Raw genomic sequence first — 18,316 nt, 5'->3', positions numbered from 1 at the left:
AAATGCTCTCTTTATTGATTGTTCAAATTTGAATTGGAAAAGATAAAACCCAAAGGATATTTTGTGCGCGCATTATATTTGATAATCAAACCCATTACAAAACGAATCCATACGCTTAATCTATCCGCCTATCAAATATCGGTTTATTTCTATTTTCAAGTGTGTACTTTATACCACACCTGCAGGGTGTGCCGTCCCCCCGCGCTTTAGGCAGCAATAAAGGAAAAGTTAACGAACCGACAATATCCGACCAAAAGATTGTTCCGCTTAAAAGCAAAATGCCGTCTGAAATACGGTCGGGTATTTCAGACGGCATTCTATTCTTCCCCTCCTTCGGGAAAGACTCGGATTAAACATGTGCGGAAATGATTTTCAACATTTGCGCCAGCACTTTGGGATTGGCGGCGACAACATCGCCGCTTTCCAGCCAGCCGTCTTCACCCGACATATCGGTAACGATGCCGCCTGCTTCTTGGACAATCAATGCACCGGCGGCAATGTCCCACGGTTTGAGGTTAAACTCGAAAAAGCCGTCAAAACGACCAGTCGCAACGGCGCACAAATCCAAAGAAGCCGCGCCTTCACGACGGCCGCCGGCGGTTTTTGCCAAGAAATCTTTCAAAATCGCCAGATACTTGTCCATCATGCTTTGATCGACAACAGGGAAGCCGGTACCGATCAGGCAGCGGTTCAGTTCGATGCGGTTGGAAACGCGGATGCGGCGGTCGTTGAGCAACGCGCCTTTGCCGCGCGAAGCCATATATACGTCGTTGCGCTCAGGTGCGTACACCAAAGCTTCTTGCAACACGCCTTTGTGCAGCAGTGCCATAGAGATGGCGTATTGGGGATGTCCGTGAAGGAAATTGGTTGTGCCGTCGAGCGGATCGATAATCCATTCGTACTCGGCGGTGGCTTTACCGTGGGAGCCGCTTTCTTCGCAAGTGATTTTGTGGTGCGGATAGGCTTCTTTCAAAGCCTCAACCAGGATGATTTCGGAATTGCGGTCAACATCGGAAACAAAATCGTTGAAGGCTTTGCTGTCGGTTTTGACGGCATCGAGGTTGCCTGCGGCGCGTATCATCATCTGACCGGCACGGCGGGCGGCTTTAAAGGCTGTATTCAAAAACGGATTCATCAGATTTCCTTAAGGGTGGCATACCGCCGGTTCGGACGCGCAGTCCTTCGGAGCGGCAAAATCGGAGTTTATTTGGTTGGGGTAAACCCTGCCAAATCGGGTAAAATACCGCCTGACGCGTGTCTGCTTCAGGCGCAACGTTAAATTTCCGACGTTGTTAAAGAACAGTTCAGACGGCATTTGACCGTCCGAACGAAAAAGACGGCGCATTATACCCTATTCCATTCCGACCGAAAACCGAACATGACTGCTCTCAAACCCGCCCTGCCCGCTTATCTGGACAACATCCGCATCGTCCTGACCCGCACCAGCCACCCCGCCAACATCGGCTCTGCCGCGCGCGCGATGAAAACAATGGGTCTGCACAAACTGACCATCGTCGCCCCCAATCTGATGGCTACGCCGATGACGGAAAACCCGCCCGTTTTCAATCCCGATGACGTGCAAAGTTTTGCACTGCCTGAAGAAAGTTTCATCCTCGCTTCGGGCGCGGCAGACGTATTGCACAACGCCGAAATCGTCGCCACGCTGGACGAAGCCCTTGCCGACACTACCATCGCCTGCGCCCTGACCAGCCGCCGCCGAGAAATCACCGTGCCGCTGCAAACCCCGCGCGATTTGGTGCCCAAATTACTACAGGCCGCCAACCGCGGCGAGAAAGTGGCGCTGGTTTTCGGCAACGAAACTTTCGGCTTGAGCATCGAAGAAGTCCAAGCCTGCAACCGACTGATGACCATCAACGGCAACCCCGATTATTTCTCGCTCAACCTCGCCCAAGCCGTGCAGGTCGCGTGTTACGAAATCTTCAGCCAGACCGATATGCCCATGACCCACCTGCAACAGGAAGACCACGCCGCCACCCACGAACAAATTAAAGGTATGGTCGCCCATATGGAAAGCGTGATGGACGACATCGGCTTTTTCAACCGCCGCAACGGCGAGCGTCTGATGCGCCGTATGCAGAGCCTGTTCGGACGCGCCAACACGCAAACGGAGGACATCGATATCCTGCGCGGTTTTTTCAATACGCTGCAACAGCGTCTGAAGGACGGGCAATCCTAAGCACATGCCGTCTGAATCCGCTTTTCAGACGGCATTTCAGGAAAAATCAGAATACAGAAACAGGAAAACCATGAACTACGCCCTCGATGCCCTGTGGTGGAAACTGACCGACCCTGCCGTGCGGGATTTAGCCTCGCTGCTGACCGCGCCGCCTTTGTGGCAAAGCGGTTGCGAATTGAGCGTGCGCGAACTATTGGGGGAATGCGGTTTCCGTTACCTTTTGGCATTGGATGCCGCTTCCGCGCCGCTGACGGAACACCTCGCCCAACGCGCCCCATTCGGACACCGTCTCGGCATTTATGCCGAAGAGTTGTTGGCTTTCTGGTTTGCCAACGCGCCGCACGCCGAACTGCTCGCACACAACCTGACGGTTTCCGGTTCGGACGGCAATACGCAAGGCGCGGCGGATTTTGTGGCAAGGCTTAACGGCAAGCCCTACCATATCGAGCTGACCTGCAAATACTACGGCGGCGGCACGGGCAAACCCGAAGACATGCGCGGACTCAACCCCAAAGACACGCTGTTGGGAAAAGCCGCCAAATTGACTGCCCAACTCGGTCTGCCGCACACTTCAGACGGCATCCGGACCTTGCGGCAGCACGGTTTGCCGCTTGACGTAAAACCCGTTTCCATCGTGCGCGGCATCGGATTTTTTCCACAAGGTTTCCATGCTTTTGAGCCGCCGCTTAATCCATACGGTTGGCACGGCGTCTATATTCAAGACTGGGCGGAATACGGGTTTGAATGCCAAGAAGCGCGCTACCATCTGCTCGACCGCATGGCCTATCTCGCGCCTGCGCGTGTCGCCGAAACCGATACTTTGAACGAAACCGAAATCCGCCGTATCGACCAAGGCTTGATTGCCGTTTTGGAATGTCGGCCGGACGGCTTTTGGCACGAAATCGAACGCATCATGAAGGCCGTCTGAAACCATTTACCAACTTTAAGAGAACCCATTAATGATGAACACCGCACAACTCGACCATACCGCCGAAGTTTTGGCTGAAATGCTGACTTTCAAACAGCCTGCCGATGCCGTCCTCTCCGCCTATTTCCGCGAACACAAAAAACTCGGCCGCCAAGACCGCCACGAAATCGCCGAAACCGCCTTTGCCGCGCTGCGCCACTATCAAAAAATCAGTACCGCCCTGCGCCGTCCGCACGCGCAGCCGCGCAAAGCCGCGCTCGCCGCACTGGTTCTCGGCAGAAGTACCAACATCAGCCAAATCAAAGACCTGCTTGATGAAGAAGAAACAGAGTTCCTCGGCAATTTGAAAGCCCGTAAAACCGAGTTTTCAGACGGCCTGAATACCGCCGCAGAATTGCCGCAATGGCTGGTGGAACAACTGCAACAGCATTGGCGCGAAGAAGAAATCCTCGCTTTCGGCCGCAGCATCAACCAAGCCGCGCCGCTCGACATCCGCGTCAATACTTTGAAAGGCAAACGCGATAAAGTGCTGCCGCTGTTGCAAGCCGAAAGTGCCGATGCAGAGGCCACGCCTTATTCGCCTTGGGGCATCCGCCTAAAAAACAAAATCGCGCTTAACAAACACGAGTTGTTTTTGGATGGCACGCTGGAAGTCCAAGACGAAGGCAGCCAGCTGCTTGCCTTATTGGTGGGCGCAAAACGCGGCGAAATCATTGTCGATTTCTGTGCCGGCGCCGGCGGTAAAACCTTGGCTGTCGGCGCGCAAATGGCCAACAAAGGCAGAATCTACGCCTTCGACATCGCCGAAAAACGCCTTGCCAACCTCAAACCGCGTATGACCCGCGCCGGACTGACCAACATCCACCCCGAACGTATCGGCAGCGAACACGATACCCGTATCGCCCGACTGTCAGGCAAAGCCGACCGCGTGTTGGTCGATGCGCCCTGCTCCGGCTTAGGCACACTGCGCCGCAATCCCGACCTTAAATACCGCCAATCCGCCGAGACCGTCGCCAAACTTTTGGAACAGCAACACAGCATCCTCGATGCCGCATCCAAACTGGTCAAACCGCAAGGACGCTTGGTGTACGCCACTTGCAGCATCCTGCCCGAAGAAAACGAGCTGCAAGTCGAACGTTTCCTGTCCGAACATCCCGAATTTGAACCCGTCAACTGCGCCGAACTGCTGCAAAGCCTGAAAATCGATTTGGATACCGGCAAATACCTGCGCCTCGATTCGGCAAAACACCAAACCGACGGCTTCTTCGCCGCCGTATTGCAACGCAAATAACCCTGTTTAAACAAAATGCCGTCCGAACCCTTTTCAAAGCATTCAGACGGCATTTCATCAATTATAGCGGATTAAATTTAAACCAGTACGGCGTTGCCTCGCCTCAGCTCAAAGAGAACGATTCTCTAAGGTGCTGAAGCACCAAGTGAATCGGTTCCGTACTATTTGTACTGTCTGCGGCTTCGTCGCCTTGTCCTGATTTTTGTTAATCCACTATAAAAATATCAAAATACCGCAAATTCAACCGATTCAACACCAAAGGCAGAATCACACGCCCCATCGGATTTTATACGCACAGGGCTGCAATTTTCTTTTTCTTTGTCGAAATATACGGTAGCATAAGCATATTCCAATGATATTTTTGGGAATCTGTTTTATACCCCAATATATAAAGCACCATATTAAGGCGGAGTGTCTTCCCTGCTTTGACCCGAACCCGGAAAAGACACCGCCCGAGCCAATCCTGATGCTGCCCCGGCAGCCAACCATTAAGGAAACCCTAATGAACTTTGCTTTATCCGTCATCACATTTGCCCTCGCCTCTTTCCTGCCCGTCCCGCCTGCCGAAGCCGCCGTCTTTACTTGGAAGGACGGCGGCGGCAACAGCTATTCGGATGTGCCGAAACAGCTTCATCCCGATCAAAGCCAAATCCTCAACCTGCGGACGCGCCAAACCAAACCGGCGGTCAAGCCCAAACCTGCCGTCGATCAGAATGCAGGCAGTGCGAAGGAAAACGAAAAGGATATTGCCGAGAAAAACGGGCAGCTTGAGGAAGAAAAGAAAAGAATTGCCGAAACCGAACGGCAGAACAAAGAAGAAAACTGCCGGATTTCCAAAATGAACCTGAAGGCGGAGGGAAACTCAAATGCGAAAAACAAGGATGATTTGATTCGGAAATACAATAACGATGTGAACAAATACTGCCGTTGAGCGGCCTCATCGAAAACCCCGATGCCGTCTGAAGCGGCACGGGGTTTGTTTATTTCTGCCAGTATGTTTTGACGTTGACGAACTCGTACAGCCCGAATTCGGACAGTTCGCGCCCGTAACCGGAATCTTTGACTCCGCCGAAAGGCAGGCGCAAATCGCTGCTGGTATGGCGGTTGATAAACACCGATCCCGCCTGTATTTTTTCGGCAAACCGCCAGGCGCGTTCAGTATCGGCGGTATAAATGCAGGCACCGAGTCCGAACGGGGAATCATTGGCAAGGCGGATGGCGTGTTCTTCGTTTTCGGCACGCAAAATCAGGGCGACGGGGCCGAATACTTCTTCATGCCAGACGCGGCAGGCAGGATTTACCCCGTCTAAAACCGTCGCGGGGTAAAACCACCCCGACCCCGGCGGGATTTTGCCGCCGGTCAGGCATACCGCGCCGTTTGAAACAGCATCTTCAACCTGCCCGTGAACCCGCTCCCGCAAATCTTCGCGGTGCAGCGGTGCAAGCGTGGTATCGGGATGCTTGGGGTCGCCCATTTTCAATTTGGCGCATTCGGCGAGAAACAGCGGGATGAAACGATCGGCTGCGGCTTCGGTTACGATGATGCGCTTGGCGGCATTACACGACTGTCCTGCGTCGCGGAAACGGGAATAACAGGCTTCTGCGGCGGCGCGTTCCAAATTGGCATCGGGCATCACGATAAAGGCGTTGCTGCCGCCGAGCTCCAACACGGTTTTCTTGAGGTTTGCGCCCGCGTGTGCCGCAAGGATGCGCCCCGTATGCGTCGAGCCGGTAAACGCCATCGCATCGGTATCTTCGACTGCCTTGAGCGTATCCGCCTCATCCAGCCACGCGCCAGCCAAAGGAATGCCGTCTGAAGCCAAATCGAACAACGCCTGACTGACGCGAGCCACGCTGGGCGCGGGTTTGACGGCACACGCGTTACCCGCGCACATGGCGGGAACGGCGAAACGCAAAACCTGCCAGACGGGATAGTTCCAAGGCATGACGGCAAACACCACGCCCAAAGGCTCGAAGCGCACCTGACTCAAACTCGCCTGCGTCGCGATGGTTTTGTGGGCGAGCAGTTCGGGGGCAAGGCGGGCGTAATAGCGTATCAGTTCGATAGACTTGCCGATTTCCGCGCGACATTCGTGCAGGCAGCGGCCGACTTCCTCGCACACCATTTCTGCAAAACGCTCTTTCTCCGCCTCCAGACGGTCAGCAAACCGCCTCAGACGCGTGGCACGTTCGGTTACGCCCAATTGCGCGAACGCCCCGCCGCGCATTTTCAAATCCGCCAGTTGCCGTTCAAACTCCGCATAATCTTGAGCGGAGCGGCGGTAAAACGTTTCGCCCGTAAATACATTGACACTGTGAAACATCGAATCAACCTGCCAGTTGCGGGAATATCGTTTTCAGTCCCGACACAATAATCTCCACCGATACCGCCGCCAGCATCATACCCATAATGCGGTTTAAAATCGTCAGCCCCGTCGTGCCCAGCAGGCGGCTGACCTTCCCGGCAACGATTAAAATGGCATAACAAATCGCACTGACCACCAAACCGGCCGCGATAATCAGTGCTATGTCGCCGTATGTTTTAGCCGCCGATGCATAAATAATCACGGTCGAAATACCGCCCGGACCGATGGTGATCGGTATGGCGATGGGCACGACGGCAATCGCCCCGGCATTGCGGGCGGGGCGCGCCTGCCCCGTTTCCGGCTGCGCGCCGAGATTCTGCTTGGCGGGATTGTCGTTGCCGTTCATCATCGAAATGGCGATCAGCAGCACCAAAATCCCGCCGCCGACCTGAAACGAACCGACGCTGATGCCCAAAACCTTCAACAGCGCACCGCCAATCAGCGCAAATACCGCAATCACGGCAAACACAGCAACGGCGGCCGTCCGCGCAACCTTCCTGCGCTCCTTCGTACTGTGCCCGTTGGTCAGGTCAAGGTAAAGTGACAACGCACTAAACGGATTAATCAGCACCAAAAAAGCCACAATCAGCTTGCCGATTTCCACACCCAATCCCATTATTCCCCTCCTTCAAACCCGTGCGGCAGGCATTCGATGCCGCAAATTGCCGCTACAACAGATTTTTCCGTTATAATTAAAAATTCAAGATTTTTCCGTTATAATTAAAAATTCAAGCAATACACCCCATCATACCCGAACGACGGTATCTTTACCATCAGACAAGGATGCTTTTCATGGCACTGACACTTGCCGACGTAGACAAAATCGCCCGACTCTCCCGACTGCACCTGACTGCGGAAGAAAAAGAAAAATCGCTTCAAGAATTAAACGACATTTTCGCTATGGTCGAACAGATGCAGAACATTAACACAGACGGTATCGAACCGATGGCGCACCCGCACGAGGCCGCCCTGCGCCTGCGCGAAGACGAAGTAACCGAAACCGACCGCGCCGCCGAATATCAGGCGGTCGCTCCGGAAGTACGCAACCGTCTGTACATCGTACCGCAAGTTATCGAAGAATAATCCGAATACGCTTCAGACGGCATCAAAAATACCGCCTGAAACCCTTTAGGGATGGAAGATTTATGACCCAATATACATTGAAACAGGCGGGCAGCCTGTTGCAGTCCAAACAGATTTCCGCCGTCGAACTGGCAAACGAATACCTCGCCGCCATCGCCGAAAAAAATCCCGCCCTCAACGGCTACATCACGCTGAACCCCGAAAAAACCCTCGCCGAAGCCCGCGCCGCCGACGAACGTATCGCGCAGGGCAACGCCTCCGCGCTTACCGGCGTTCCCGTCGCCTACAAGGATATTTTCTGCCAAACCGGCTGGCGCAGCGCGTGCGCTTCCAAAATGCTCGACAACTTCATCTCCCCCTACACCGCCACCGTCGTCCAAAACCTGCTCGACGAAGGCATGGTAACGCTTGGCCGCACCAATATGGACGAGTTCGCTATGGGTTCGACCAATGAAAACTCATTCTACGGCGCAGCCAAAAACCCGTGGAATCCGGAACACGTCCCCGGCGGTTCATCAGGCGGTTCGGCAGCCGTCGTTGCCGCGCGCCTCGCCCCTGCCGCGCTCGGTTCGGACACCGGCGGCTCTATCCGCCAACCCGCATCGCACTGCGGCATCACCGGTATCAAACCTACCTACGGCACGGTTTCCCGCTTCGGTATGGTCGCCTACGCCTCCAGCTTCGATCAAGCCGGCCCGATGGCGCAAACTGCCGAAGACTGCGCGATTCTGTTAAACGCGATGGCAGGTTTCGACCCCAAAGACTCCACCAGCCTCGAGCGCGAAAAAGAAGACTACACCCGCGATTTGAACCAACCGCTCAAAGGTTTGAAAATCGGCCTGCCCAAAGAATATTTCGGCGAAGGCAACAGCGCCGATGTTCTGACGGCATTGCAAAACACCATTGATTTGCTGAAAGCCCAAGGTGCGGAATTGATTGAAGTTTCCCTGCCGCAAACCAAGCTGTCCATCCCCGCCTACTACGTCCTCGCCTCCGCAGAAGCCAGTACCAACCTTTCACGTTACGACGGCGTACGTTACGGACACCGTGCCGCCCAATTCAGCGATTTGGAAGAAATGTACGGCAAAACCCGCACCGAAGGTTTCGGCAGCGAAGTCAAACGCCGCATCATGATCGGCACTTACGTACTATCGCACGGCTACTACGATGCCTACTATCTCAAAGCCCAAAAACTGCGCCGCCTCGTTGCCGATGACTTTCAGACGGCATTTGCACGGTGCGACCTCATCCTCGCGCCAACCGCACCCACTGCAGCCCCCAAAATCGGAGCGGATGCTTCGCCGGTTGAAACCTACTTGAGCGACATTTACACCATCGCCGTCAACCTCGCCGGACTGCCCGCATTGACCCTGCCTGCAGGTTTCAGCGGCGGCGGACTGCCCATCGGCGTTCAGCTTATCGGCAACTATTTCTCCGAAGCCAAAATCCTCGGTGCGGCGCATCAAATCCAACTCAACAGCGATTGGCACGGCAAACGACCCGAATGAAGCAGAACCGCACCTTTACCTTTCCCGATTTTCGCACCGTTTATAGCTATGCCCCTTTATATCGGCTGCAACATTTAAAATACACATTGCGAAAATTTTTCGGAAAAAAAGAAATTTACGCCTTCGAGCAGTTTGTCAACGCCTCCCCTATCCGTCAGGGGCTGTTCCTCCACTGCCCGCAGGATGCCTATCCGCTGCTGCGCGAATTTGTTGACAGGCGTTTTAACTGCAAACGCCGTTTAGATGCGATGACGGCAGACTTTCTTATGGCGGAAAAACTGTTCGGCACAGACATTCTGCACCAAATGGAAGACTACCGCTTCCATCTGGTCTTGGCGCACCTTTCAGACGGCATCAGCTTGTGGCTCAACCGCAACGACAACTGCGTCGAAGAAGGCGCGTGGTCTTTATCTTTGCGCGATGAAGCAGGCAACCGGCTGTATATGGCGACCTTCGCCTTTGTCGGCACACACCTGCTGACAGCCTCCGTACAAGGGCCTGCGGGTGAAGAAGCCAAAGACACCGTCCGCCGCATCACCAAACAACTTCACGGCTTGCGTCCCCAACAACTGATGGTAACCGCGCTGCAATATTTCGCCGCCGCATTAAAATTAGACGGCGCGATAGGCATTGCACAGAAACATCAAGTCAAATTGCGCTGGAAACTTAAAAAGCGCGTCAAAATGAATTACGACGCATTCTGGCAAGAATACGGTGCAAGTTTGGAACGGGACGGCTACTGGCATCTCCCCCAAACCCCCGCCCGCAAAAACCTTGCCGACATCGAAAGCAAAAAACGCTCGATGTACCGCAAGCGTTATGAAATGCTGGACAACATGGTTGCAGAGATGAAGGACAGTCTGAAAACAGAAGCACGCGGCATTTCAGACGGCATCCAAACGGAAAAACCGCTCCGCCGGACAGCCTGACGCGAAGACTATCGAATTGATATTTTAGAGAAAGAAGCTCTTATGACCTGGGAAACCGTAATCGGCTTGGAAATCCACGTCCAATTGAACACCAAATCCAAAATCTTCAGCGGCGCATCGACCGCATTCGGCGCAGAACCCAACGCGCACGCCGGCGTAGTGGAATGTGCTTTGCCGGGCGTACTGCCGGTAATGAACCGAGAAGTCGTTGAAAAAGCCATCAAATTAGGCTTGGCTTTGGATGCGAAAATCAACCGGAAAAACGTGTTTGACCGTAAAAACTACTTCTATCCCGACTTACCAAAAGGCTATCAAATCAGCCAGTTGGACTTACCGATTGTCGAACACGGCAAATTGGAAATCGTAGTCGGCGACGATGTGAAAACCATCAACGTAACCCGCGCCCATATGGAAGAAGACGCGGGCAAGTCCGTACATGAAGGCTTGAACGGCGCGACCGGTATCGATTTGAACCGCGCCGGCACGCCTTTATTGGAAGTCGTATCCGAACCCGAAATGCGCTCCGCCGCCGAAGCCGTTGCCTACGCCAAAGCCTTGCACAGCTTGGTAACCTGGCTGAACATTTGCGACGGCAATATGGCGGAAGGTTCGTTCCGCGTCGATGCCAACGTATCCGTTCGCCCGAAAGGTCAAGAAGAGTTCGGCACGCGCCGCGAGATTAAAAACCTCAATTCCTTCCGTTTCTTGGAGCAGGCGATTAATTACGAAGCAGAAGCGCAAATCGAGATTTTGGAAGACGGCGGCAAAGTACAGCAGGCAACGATGCTGTTTGATCCCGAAAAAGGCGAAACCCGCGTAATGCGCCTGAAAGAAGACGCGCAAGACTACCGCTACTTCCCCGACCCCGATTTGCTGCCCGTCATCATTTCAGACGCTCAAATGCAAAAAGCCAAAGCAGAAATGCCCGAGCTGCCGAAAGAAATGGCAGCGCGTTTCGTGGCGGACTACGGCGTGTCCGAATACGACGCGCGCCTGCTCACCGCAAGCCGCGCACAGGCCGCCTATTTTGAAGAAGCCGCCAAAGAGAGCGGACAAGGCAAGCCGACTGCCAACTGGATGAACGGCGAACTCGCCGCCGCACTGAACAAAGAAGGCATGGAACTTGCCGACAGCCCGATTACCGCTCCGCGCCTCGCCGCGCTGGTAGGCAAAATCGCCGACGGCACATTAAGCAGCAAATTAGCGAAAAAAGCCTTTGAAGCCATGTGGGCAGAACCCGAAGCCACCATTGCTGAAATCATTGAAAAACACGGTTTGCAACAGATGACCGATACCGGCACGATTGAAGCCATGGTGGACGAAGTGCTCGCCAACAACACCAAAGCCGTGGAACAGTTTAAATCCGGCAACGAAAAAGCCCTGAATGCGATTGTGGGGCAAGTGATGAAGGCCAGCAAAGGCAAAGCCAACCCCGCGCAGGTTCAAGAGCTGATCAAAGCCAAACTTGCCTGATAAGCAAGATGCCGTCTGAAACCCAAATCCGACGTTCAGACGGCATTTTCACAGTCTGACCACATTAAAACAGCATAAAAAACAATATTCCATGAACCACACCGTTACCCTGCCCAACCAAACCACCTTTGCCGCCAACGACGGCGAAACCGTTTTGGCCGCTGCCGCCCGACAAAACCTCAATCTGCCCCATTCCTGCAAAAGCGGTGTCTGCGGACAATGCAAAGCCGAACTGGTCAACGGCGATATTCAAATGGGCGGACACTCGGAACAGGCTTTATCCGAAGCAGAAAAAGCGCAAGGCAAGATTTTGATGTGCTGCACCACTGCGCAAAGCGATATCAGCATCAACATCCCCGGCTACAAAGCCGATGCCCTACCCGTCCGCACCCTGCCCGCACGCATCGAAAGTATGGTTTTCAAACACGATGTCGCCCTCCTGAAACTTGCCCTGCCCAAAGCCCCGCCGTTTGCCTTCTACGCCGGGCAATACATTGATTTACTGCTGCCGGGCAACGTCAGCCGCAGCTACTCCATCGCCAATTCGCCCAACCAAGAAGGCATTTTGGAACTGCACATCCGCAGGCGCGAAAACGGTGTCTGCTCGGAAATGATTTTCGGCAGCGAACCCAAAGTCAAAGAAAAAGGCATCGTCCGCGTTAAAGGCCCGCTCGGTTCGTTTACCTTGCAGGAAGACAGCGGCAAGCCCGTCATCCTGCTGGCAACCGGCACAGGCTACGCCCCCATCCGCAGCATCCTGCTCGACCTTATCCGCCAAGACAGCAGCCGCGCCGTCCATTTCTACTGGGGCGCGCGTCATCAAGATGATTTGTATGCTCTCGAAGAAGCACAAGGGTTGGCATGCCGTCTGAAAAACGCCTGCTTCACCCCCGTATTGTCCCGCCCCGGAGAGGGCTGGCAGGGAAGAAAAGGCCACGTACAAGACATTGCGGCACAAGACCACCCCGACCTGTCGGAATACGAAGTATTTGCCTGCGGCTCTCCGGCTATGACCGAACAAGCAAAGAATCTGTTTGTGCAACAGCATAAGCTACCGGAAAACTTGTTTTTCTCCGACGCATTCACGCCGTCCGCATCATAATTCCCCGGTATAGTAAAAGGGCAGTAATTATGCAAAAAAAATAATACTTTCTTTAAAAGAAAAAATAGAGGGTATAGGTAATAATGTAGATCATATCTTACTCGCAACTTTAATTCTTAAATGGTTACATGATTATCCTGGTTTAGAGAAAGAATTTTTAGATCACCGTTCAAATATTTCTGAATTTATGAATATAGAAATTTTAGATATCCCTAATTATCCAATAAAAAAATCACTAATTAGTTTTTACGATTTAAAAGCTCTTAAACGGCAAATAGATATTTCCATGCAAAGAAATAATTCATATATTTATCAATCGCTACAAAATTTTTTAGAGAATTTATTTATTATTCAAGAACCAGATATGGAATGTAATATTTGCCATGGCACCTATGGTTTTGATTTATGGAAGGAAATCGAGACTAATAGATTAGTTTATTGCTGCAAAACATGTACATTCACAGAATATGTTAATGGGGAATTTAGAAATAATGAAAATCACCTTACCATTCCAACAAATGATGATTTGAGTTTATTGAATACATAATTAGTAGAATAAAATGAAACAACGTAATCAAAAAACTAAAATTTGGACAGAGAATGAAGTTGAGCAGTCATTAAATGAATTTAATGATATTTTGCTTAATAATACATTTCTTATTGATGATTTAAAAAAGAAGTTTTTAGCAACAAGTGCCTATTGTTTATCTATACTTCCGGAAGAAGAAGATATATATAAAATATTAGTCAATGGCACTAAAATTGTAAATTTAGAATTTAACAAGCATGCAAATACATCATATATTACAAATGTAATTGATATTGATGAGTATATAGAAACATTAAATAATGAAGCTTGCAAATTATTTTTTAGGTTGGCAAAAAAAATTGGTATGCAGAATATAAATATTTAGTCTGCGTAGCCTGTGCAACATACTAATCGTGAAATGGTAGAGTGTGCATTCATGCATACGCGGTTTGGGCTTCACGGAATTTTATTTCAGGCCGTCTGAAAATACTGCGTGGGTAACAAGTTGCCCACCCTGCGCGTGCTTGCCGTGTATGCTAAAAATGACATTACTATCAGCTCAGGCATCCATACCGGCCAAGTTATAGAATAAGTTATAGAAAACCATGTTTACATTTTTCATCATGAGAAGCTTAGGACTGAATTAAATCTTGTTTTAGATAACCTCAAAAGAGGATTCAGGCTTTCCGTTCGGAACACAAAAAACTTCCCGTCCGTATTTTCCCCGTGAAAAAATGCCGTCTGAAACCTGATTCCGGTTTTCAGACGGCATATGTTTTTTCCTGTTCAAGGCGACAGCCGCTCGCGTATCCAGCCGCCATCCAGCAAACGGTATTGGATGCGGTCGTGCAGCCTGCTCGGTCTGCCCTGCCAGAACTCAAGCAAATCGGGAATCACAATATAGCCGCCCCAATGCGGCGGACGCGGCACATGCAAAGGATGTTTGAGTCCGACCGCCGCCGCCTTTGCCACCAATACCGCCTTGTTCGGAATCACCTCGCTCTGCGCACTTGCCCACGCACCTAAACGGCTCTGATACGGGCGACTCTCAAAATATTCGTCCGACAACTTCTCCGCCAGCCTTTCAACACGCCCTTCCACGCGCACCTGACGCTCCAGCTCCGGCCAAAAAAACGTCATCGCCGCAAATGGATGAGCATCCAGCGAACGACCCTTGCGGCTGTGATAATTCGTAAAGAAAACAAAACCTTCAGAATTAACTTCCTTCAGCAGCACCATACGGCTGTTGGGTCTGCCGCGTCCGTCGACCGCCGCCACATTGACCGCCGTCGGCTCGTTGACCTGTGCGCGTACCGCCTCATCCAACCACCGCTCAAACTGCTCGATCGGATTGTCGGCGCAATCGCCTTCCGACAATTCCCGTTTGCTGTAATCTTCCCGAATATTGTGCAAATCCATTTACCGCTCCTCTTATAGTGGATTAACAAAAACCAGTACGGCGTTGCCTCGCCTTAGCTCAAAGAGAACGATTCTCTAAGGTGCTCAAGCACCAAGTGAATCGGTTCCGTACTATTTGTACTGTCTGCGGCTTCGTCGCCTTGTCCTGATTTTTGTTAATCCACTATATCATTTGAAAGATTCTACTCCCGCACGCAAACCGATTTCAACCGTTGCACAAACTTTGTCCCCAAAGCCGCAGCGACGATTTCATCCGCAAAACCGCCGCATCAGGTACAATATCGAACCGTCCGACTGAGGACGGCATTTTATCAACCCGTCCTGCCGCATACGCCGCAGAAGAACCGCCTTATCAGGCGAGTTAGGAAAAATGATGTCCAAACAGCCCACCAGCAAACGCCAATGGCGAGACGGCGCAGCCCCGTCTGCCAAGAAAACCGTCAAACCTTTCAAAAGCAAAGCCCGTCCCAAAGACGAAACGCGCAAAGCCGCTTCACAACCTTACGGACAAAAAGCTTCAGACGGCATCAAGCCTCAAAACGTCCCCAAACAGCGCGCCGCCAAAGCCAAAAAACTCGTCGTCCGCAATCCCAACCAAAAAATTATGGAACACGCGCGCGATTTGAAAGAACGCCGCAGCGACCTATCGCGCATGGAACCCGAACGCCTGCAAAAAATGCTTGCCGCGTCCGGCGTCGGCTCGCGCCGCGAAATGGAAGAATGGATCAACAACGGCTGGGTAACGGTCAACGGCAAAACCGCGCAACTGGGCGACAAAGTCACCCCCGACGACCACGTTACCGTCAAGGGCAGCATCATCAAACTCAAATGGGCGGACCGCCTGCCGCGCATCATCCTGTATTACAAACAAGAAGGCGAAATCGTTTCCCGCGACGACCCGCAAGGCCGCGTCAGCATTTTCGACCGTCTGCCGCAGGCCGCCAGCAGCCGCTGGGTCGCCATCGGACGCTTGGACATCAACACCAGCGGCCTGCTCATCCTCACCACCTCCGGCGAACTCGTCCAACGTTTCGCCCACCCCAGCTTCGAAGTTGAACGCGAATACGCCGTGCGCGTACTAGGCGGGCTGACCACCGAACAAATGCGCAGCCTCACCGAAGAAGGCGTGATGCTCGAAGACGGCTTGGCAAAAGTCGAACGCATCTACGAACAAGGCGGCGAAGGCGCGAACAAATGGTACAACGTCGTGATTAAAGAAGGCCGCAACCGCGAAGTGCGCCGCATTTTTGAAAGCCAAGGGCTCACCGTCAGCCGCCTCGTGCGCGTCGGCTTCGGTCCCATCGGACTGCCCAACCGCCTCAAACGCGGACAGTTCTACGAACTCAACCCCGCCGAAGTCGCCAACATCATCAAATGGGCGGACATGCTGCTGCCCGGCGAATACCGCCGCAAAAAAGCCTAAACCCGCCAAAACACAAAATGCCGTCTGAAACACCTGCTGTTTCAGACGGCATTTTATTCGGGCGTTTTCAGGAGAAAAGGTCGAGTGCTTTGACAAAGACCATCACCACGCCGTAGGCGAGCGGTATGACGGCCAATGCCCAACGCCACCAGACCGATATGCCGCCGCCGGAAACTTTTTCGCCCACAAGGTAAGCGTCGGATATGGCGGTTTCGTCGTCGGGGTTGCCGCTGCGTGCGGCGGTTTTGATGTCTTTTTCGTGGTGTTTTTCGTGTACGGATTTAACGGCGAGGTTGCACAACAAACCGATAATCAGCAGGCCTGCCATAATGTACATGGTTACGCTGTATGCCTGTGCCGCTGGTATGCCGCTGTCGATTTGGCTTTGGCGTATGTAATTGACCAGTACCGGGCCGATGACGGCAGCAGTTGACCAGGCCAGCAGGATGCGCCCGTGAATCGCGCCGACCTGATAGGTGCCGAACAGGTCTTTCAGGTAGGCGGGAATGGCGGCAAATCCGCCGCCGTACATGGAAATAATCACGCAAAAGCCGATGATGAACAGGGCTTTGCTGCCGCCCTCGCCGATGGAGGGAACGGCGAAATACAGCAGCGAACCGAGTACGAAGAAGATGGTGTAGGTGTTTTTGCGTCCGATTTTGTCGGAAACGCTCGACCATAAAAAGCGTCCGCCCATGTTAAACAGGCTCAGGAGGCTGACGAAGCCTGCCGCCGCACCTGCGCCGACTGCCGCCTGCCTGCCTGCTGAGGTTTCGGAAAAGAGTTCCTGAATCATCACGGATGCCTGGCCCAATACGCCGATGCCGGCGGTTACGTTCAGGCACAATACCCAGAACAACAACCAAAACTGCGGCGTTTTCATGGCTTGGGACACGTTGACATGATTGCTGCTGACCAGCTTGTTTTGCGTTTTCGGCGCGGTATAACCTTCAGGTTTCCAGCCGTCGGCAGGTACGCGGATGGTAAACGCGCCGAACATCATCAGTGCGAGGTAAAGCAGGCCCAATACGGCAAAGGTTTCGGCAACCCCGACCGAAGCGGCGTTTGAAAAGGCGTTCATCAGCGATACGGAAAGCGGCGAGGCGAGCATTGCGCCGCCGCCGAAACCCATAATCGCCAAACCGGTCGCCATACCCGGCTTGTCGGGAAACCATTTCATCAGTGTGGAAACCGGCCCGATGTAGCCCAAACCCAAGCCTATGCCGCCGATAACGCCGTTGCCCAAATAGAGCAGGAAAAGGTTGTGCGTACTCACGCCGAATGCGGATACGAAAAAGCCCAGGCTGAAACAGCAGGCGGCGGCAAATATGGCTTTGCGCGGCCCTACCCGTTCCATCCATGTGCCGAACAGGGCGGCAGACGCGCCCAGCATCGCGAGTGCGATACTGAAAATCCAACCTACGGTCGTCAGCTTCCAATCTCCGGCCGCCGATTCGGTTATGCCGACAAGTTTGGTCAGCGGCGCATTGAATACGGAATAGGCGTAAATCTGCCCGATGGCAAGGTGCACCGCCAATGCAGCGGGCGGTACGAGCCAACGGTTGAAACCCGGCTTGGCAATGCTTGCCTCACGGTCTAAAAACTTCATAACATCCTCTTTCTGTCAGTTGAAAAATAAAATTTCATTTGCTCAATGAAAACTTATTGAAAATTATAAAAAAATATCGGGTCGGGTTTTTATCCGCCCCAAGATGCCCCGTCTGAAACATTTCGGGTGTACGGAGAGGTTTCTGTTTTTTCCGATAAATTCCTGCGGCTTTTCGCTTCCGGATTTCCGCTTTTGCGGGAATGACGAATTAAAGATTATCTTAAGGTCAAGGGACTGGATTCCCGCTTTTGCGGGAATGACGGCGGCGGGTTGCTGTTTTTTGTTTATAAATTTCTGTAACTTTGAATTTCAGCCATCTTCAATAAATTATCGAAACGTATCAATCGTCATTCCCGCGCAGGCGGGAATCCATCCAGTTCGTTCGATTTCGTTTTTTTAAGTTTCGAGTAACTTCTGACTCGTCATTCCCGCGTAGGCGGGAATCCGGTTTTTTGAGTT

Annotated in this window: 20 protein-coding genes; 13 read left to right on the top strand and 7 right to left on the bottom strand. The window is 52.6% G+C overall.

Going from position 1 to position 18,316, the window contains the following annotated elements; translation table 11 throughout:
- Positions 1-115 precede the first annotated feature (115 nt).
- Genes Q9I99_RS06745 through Q9I99_RS06735 form a run of 3 tightly spaced genes read right to left on the bottom strand, consistent with a single transcriptional unit; the run spans position 116 to position 1,315 of the window.
- A complete protein-coding gene (locus Q9I99_RS06745) occupies positions 116-316 on the bottom strand; it encodes a hypothetical protein (RefSeq protein WP_301666812.1) in 201 nt (66 codons plus the stop codon).
- 33 nt (positions 317-349) lie between these two features.
- Positions 350-1,135, bottom strand: coding sequence for an inositol monophosphatase family protein (locus tag Q9I99_RS06740; protein WP_301666811.1), 786 nt, complete (start codon positions 1,133-1,135; stop codon positions 350-352).
- A gap of 9 nt (positions 1,136-1,144) precedes the next feature.
- The gene (locus tag Q9I99_RS06735; RefSeq protein WP_301666810.1) at positions 1,145-1,315 is read right to left on the bottom strand and encodes an RNA-binding protein; all 171 of its coding nucleotides are present in this window, start codon (positions 1,313-1,315) and stop codon (positions 1,145-1,147) included.
- Between the two features lie 63 nt (positions 1,316-1,378).
- Between Q9I99_RS06735 and Q9I99_RS06730 the strand changes: the two genes are divergently transcribed.
- The 4 genes from Q9I99_RS06730 (at position 1,379) to Q9I99_RS06715 (ending at position 5,347) form a co-directional block, all read left to right on the top strand.
- The gene (locus Q9I99_RS06730) at positions 1,379-2,197 is read left to right on the top strand and encodes an RNA methyltransferase (RefSeq protein ID WP_301666809.1); all 819 of its coding nucleotides are present in this window, start codon (positions 1,379-1,381) and stop codon (positions 2,195-2,197) included.
- Between the two features lie 70 nt (positions 2,198-2,267).
- The gene (locus Q9I99_RS06725) at positions 2,268-3,125 is read left to right on the top strand and encodes a DUF1853 family protein (RefSeq protein ID WP_301666832.1); all 858 of its coding nucleotides are present in this window, start codon (positions 2,268-2,270) and stop codon (positions 3,123-3,125) included.
- Between the two features lie 34 nt (positions 3,126-3,159).
- Positions 3,160-4,416, top strand: a complete 1,257-nt coding sequence (locus Q9I99_RS06720) for an RsmB/NOP family class I SAM-dependent RNA methyltransferase (RefSeq protein WP_301666831.1) — start codon at positions 3,160-3,162, stop codon at positions 4,414-4,416.
- 502 nt (positions 4,417-4,918) lie between these two features.
- Positions 4,919-5,347, top strand: coding sequence for a DUF4124 domain-containing protein (locus Q9I99_RS06715; RefSeq protein ID WP_301666808.1), 429 nt, complete (start codon positions 4,919-4,921; stop codon positions 5,345-5,347).
- A gap of 49 nt (positions 5,348-5,396) precedes the next feature.
- Here Q9I99_RS06715 and Q9I99_RS06710 read toward each other — a convergent pair whose 3' ends face one another.
- Together Q9I99_RS06710 and Q9I99_RS06705 are read right to left on the bottom strand one after the other, a co-directional pair.
- Complete coding sequence (locus Q9I99_RS06710; RefSeq protein ID WP_301666807.1) at positions 5,397-6,740, bottom strand: aldehyde dehydrogenase family protein; 1,344 nt, start codon at positions 6,738-6,740, stop codon at positions 5,397-5,399.
- A gap of 4 nt (positions 6,741-6,744) precedes the next feature.
- Positions 6,745-7,398 carry a MarC family protein gene (locus tag Q9I99_RS06705; RefSeq protein ID WP_301666806.1) on the bottom strand — a complete coding sequence of 218 codons (654 nt, stop codon included), beginning with the start codon at positions 7,396-7,398 and terminating at the stop codon, positions 6,745-6,747.
- Positions 7,399-7,574: 176 nt separating this feature from the next.
- Here Q9I99_RS06705 and gatC point away from each other — a divergent pair, with 176 nt between their 5' ends.
- The 7 genes from gatC (at position 7,575) to Q9I99_RS06670 (ending at position 13,791) form a co-directional block, all read left to right on the top strand.
- Positions 7,575-7,865 (top strand): Asp-tRNA(Asn)/Glu-tRNA(Gln) amidotransferase subunit GatC, encoded by a 291-nt coding sequence (gene gatC / locus Q9I99_RS06700; RefSeq protein ID WP_002238011.1) that lies wholly within the window; start codon positions 7,575-7,577, stop codon positions 7,863-7,865.
- 62 nt (positions 7,866-7,927) lie between these two features.
- Positions 7,928-9,373, top strand: coding sequence for an Asp-tRNA(Asn)/Glu-tRNA(Gln) amidotransferase subunit GatA (gatA, locus tag Q9I99_RS06695; RefSeq protein ID WP_301666805.1), 1,446 nt, complete (start codon positions 7,928-7,930; stop codon positions 9,371-9,373).
- Complete coding sequence (locus Q9I99_RS06690) at positions 9,370-10,302, top strand: VirK/YbjX family protein (RefSeq protein WP_301666804.1); 933 nt, start codon at positions 9,370-9,372, stop codon at positions 10,300-10,302. The genes gatA and Q9I99_RS06690 overlap by 4 nt, the downstream gene beginning before the upstream one ends.
- Positions 10,303-10,344: 42 nt before the next feature.
- The gene (gatB, locus tag Q9I99_RS06685; RefSeq protein ID WP_301666803.1) at positions 10,345-11,775 is read left to right on the top strand and encodes an Asp-tRNA(Asn)/Glu-tRNA(Gln) amidotransferase subunit GatB; all 1,431 of its coding nucleotides are present in this window, start codon (positions 10,345-10,347) and stop codon (positions 11,773-11,775) included.
- A gap of 91 nt (positions 11,776-11,866) precedes the next feature.
- Positions 11,867-12,877, top strand: coding sequence for a 2Fe-2S iron-sulfur cluster-binding protein (locus tag Q9I99_RS06680; protein WP_301666802.1), 1,011 nt, complete (start codon positions 11,867-11,869; stop codon positions 12,875-12,877).
- Between the two features lie 187 nt (positions 12,878-13,064).
- Entirely contained in the window at positions 13,065-13,424 is a 360-nt protein-coding gene (locus Q9I99_RS06675) for a hypothetical protein (RefSeq protein WP_301666801.1), read from the top strand.
- A gap of 13 nt (positions 13,425-13,437) precedes the next feature.
- On the top strand, positions 13,438-13,791 hold the full coding sequence (locus Q9I99_RS06670; RefSeq protein WP_301666800.1) for a hypothetical protein: 354 nt from the start codon (positions 13,438-13,440) through the stop codon (positions 13,789-13,791).
- Between the two features lie 401 nt (positions 13,792-14,192).
- Here Q9I99_RS06670 and pdxH read toward each other — a convergent pair whose 3' ends face one another.
- Entirely contained in the window at positions 14,193-14,825 is a 633-nt protein-coding gene (gene pdxH, locus Q9I99_RS06665; RefSeq protein ID WP_002217006.1) for a pyridoxamine 5'-phosphate oxidase, read from the bottom strand.
- Between the two features lie 212 nt (positions 14,826-15,037).
- On the opposite strand from pdxH, the gene Q9I99_RS06660 reads away from it, so the two are divergent.
- Positions 15,038-15,190 (top strand): hypothetical protein, encoded by a 153-nt coding sequence (locus Q9I99_RS06660; RefSeq protein ID WP_301666799.1) that lies wholly within the window; start codon positions 15,038-15,040, stop codon positions 15,188-15,190.
- Between the two features lie 8 nt (positions 15,191-15,198).
- Positions 15,199-16,248, top strand: a complete 1,050-nt coding sequence (locus Q9I99_RS06655; protein ID WP_301666830.1) for a pseudouridine synthase — start codon at positions 15,199-15,201, stop codon at positions 16,246-16,248.
- A gap of 67 nt (positions 16,249-16,315) precedes the next feature.
- Here Q9I99_RS06655 and Q9I99_RS06650 read toward each other — a convergent pair whose 3' ends face one another.
- Positions 16,316-17,857: an L-lactate MFS transporter gene (locus tag Q9I99_RS06650; protein ID WP_301666798.1), complete on the bottom strand. Its 1,542-nt coding sequence runs from the start codon at positions 17,855-17,857 to the stop codon at positions 16,316-16,318.
- Between the last annotated feature and the right edge of the window lie 459 nt (positions 17,858-18,316).

The organism is Neisseria basseii, assembly GCF_962707005.1.
Taxonomy (GTDB): Bacteria; Pseudomonadota; Gammaproteobacteria; order Burkholderiales; family Neisseriaceae; genus Neisseria; species Neisseria bergeri.
This window is presented reverse-complemented; position numbering and strand designations above follow the sequence as displayed.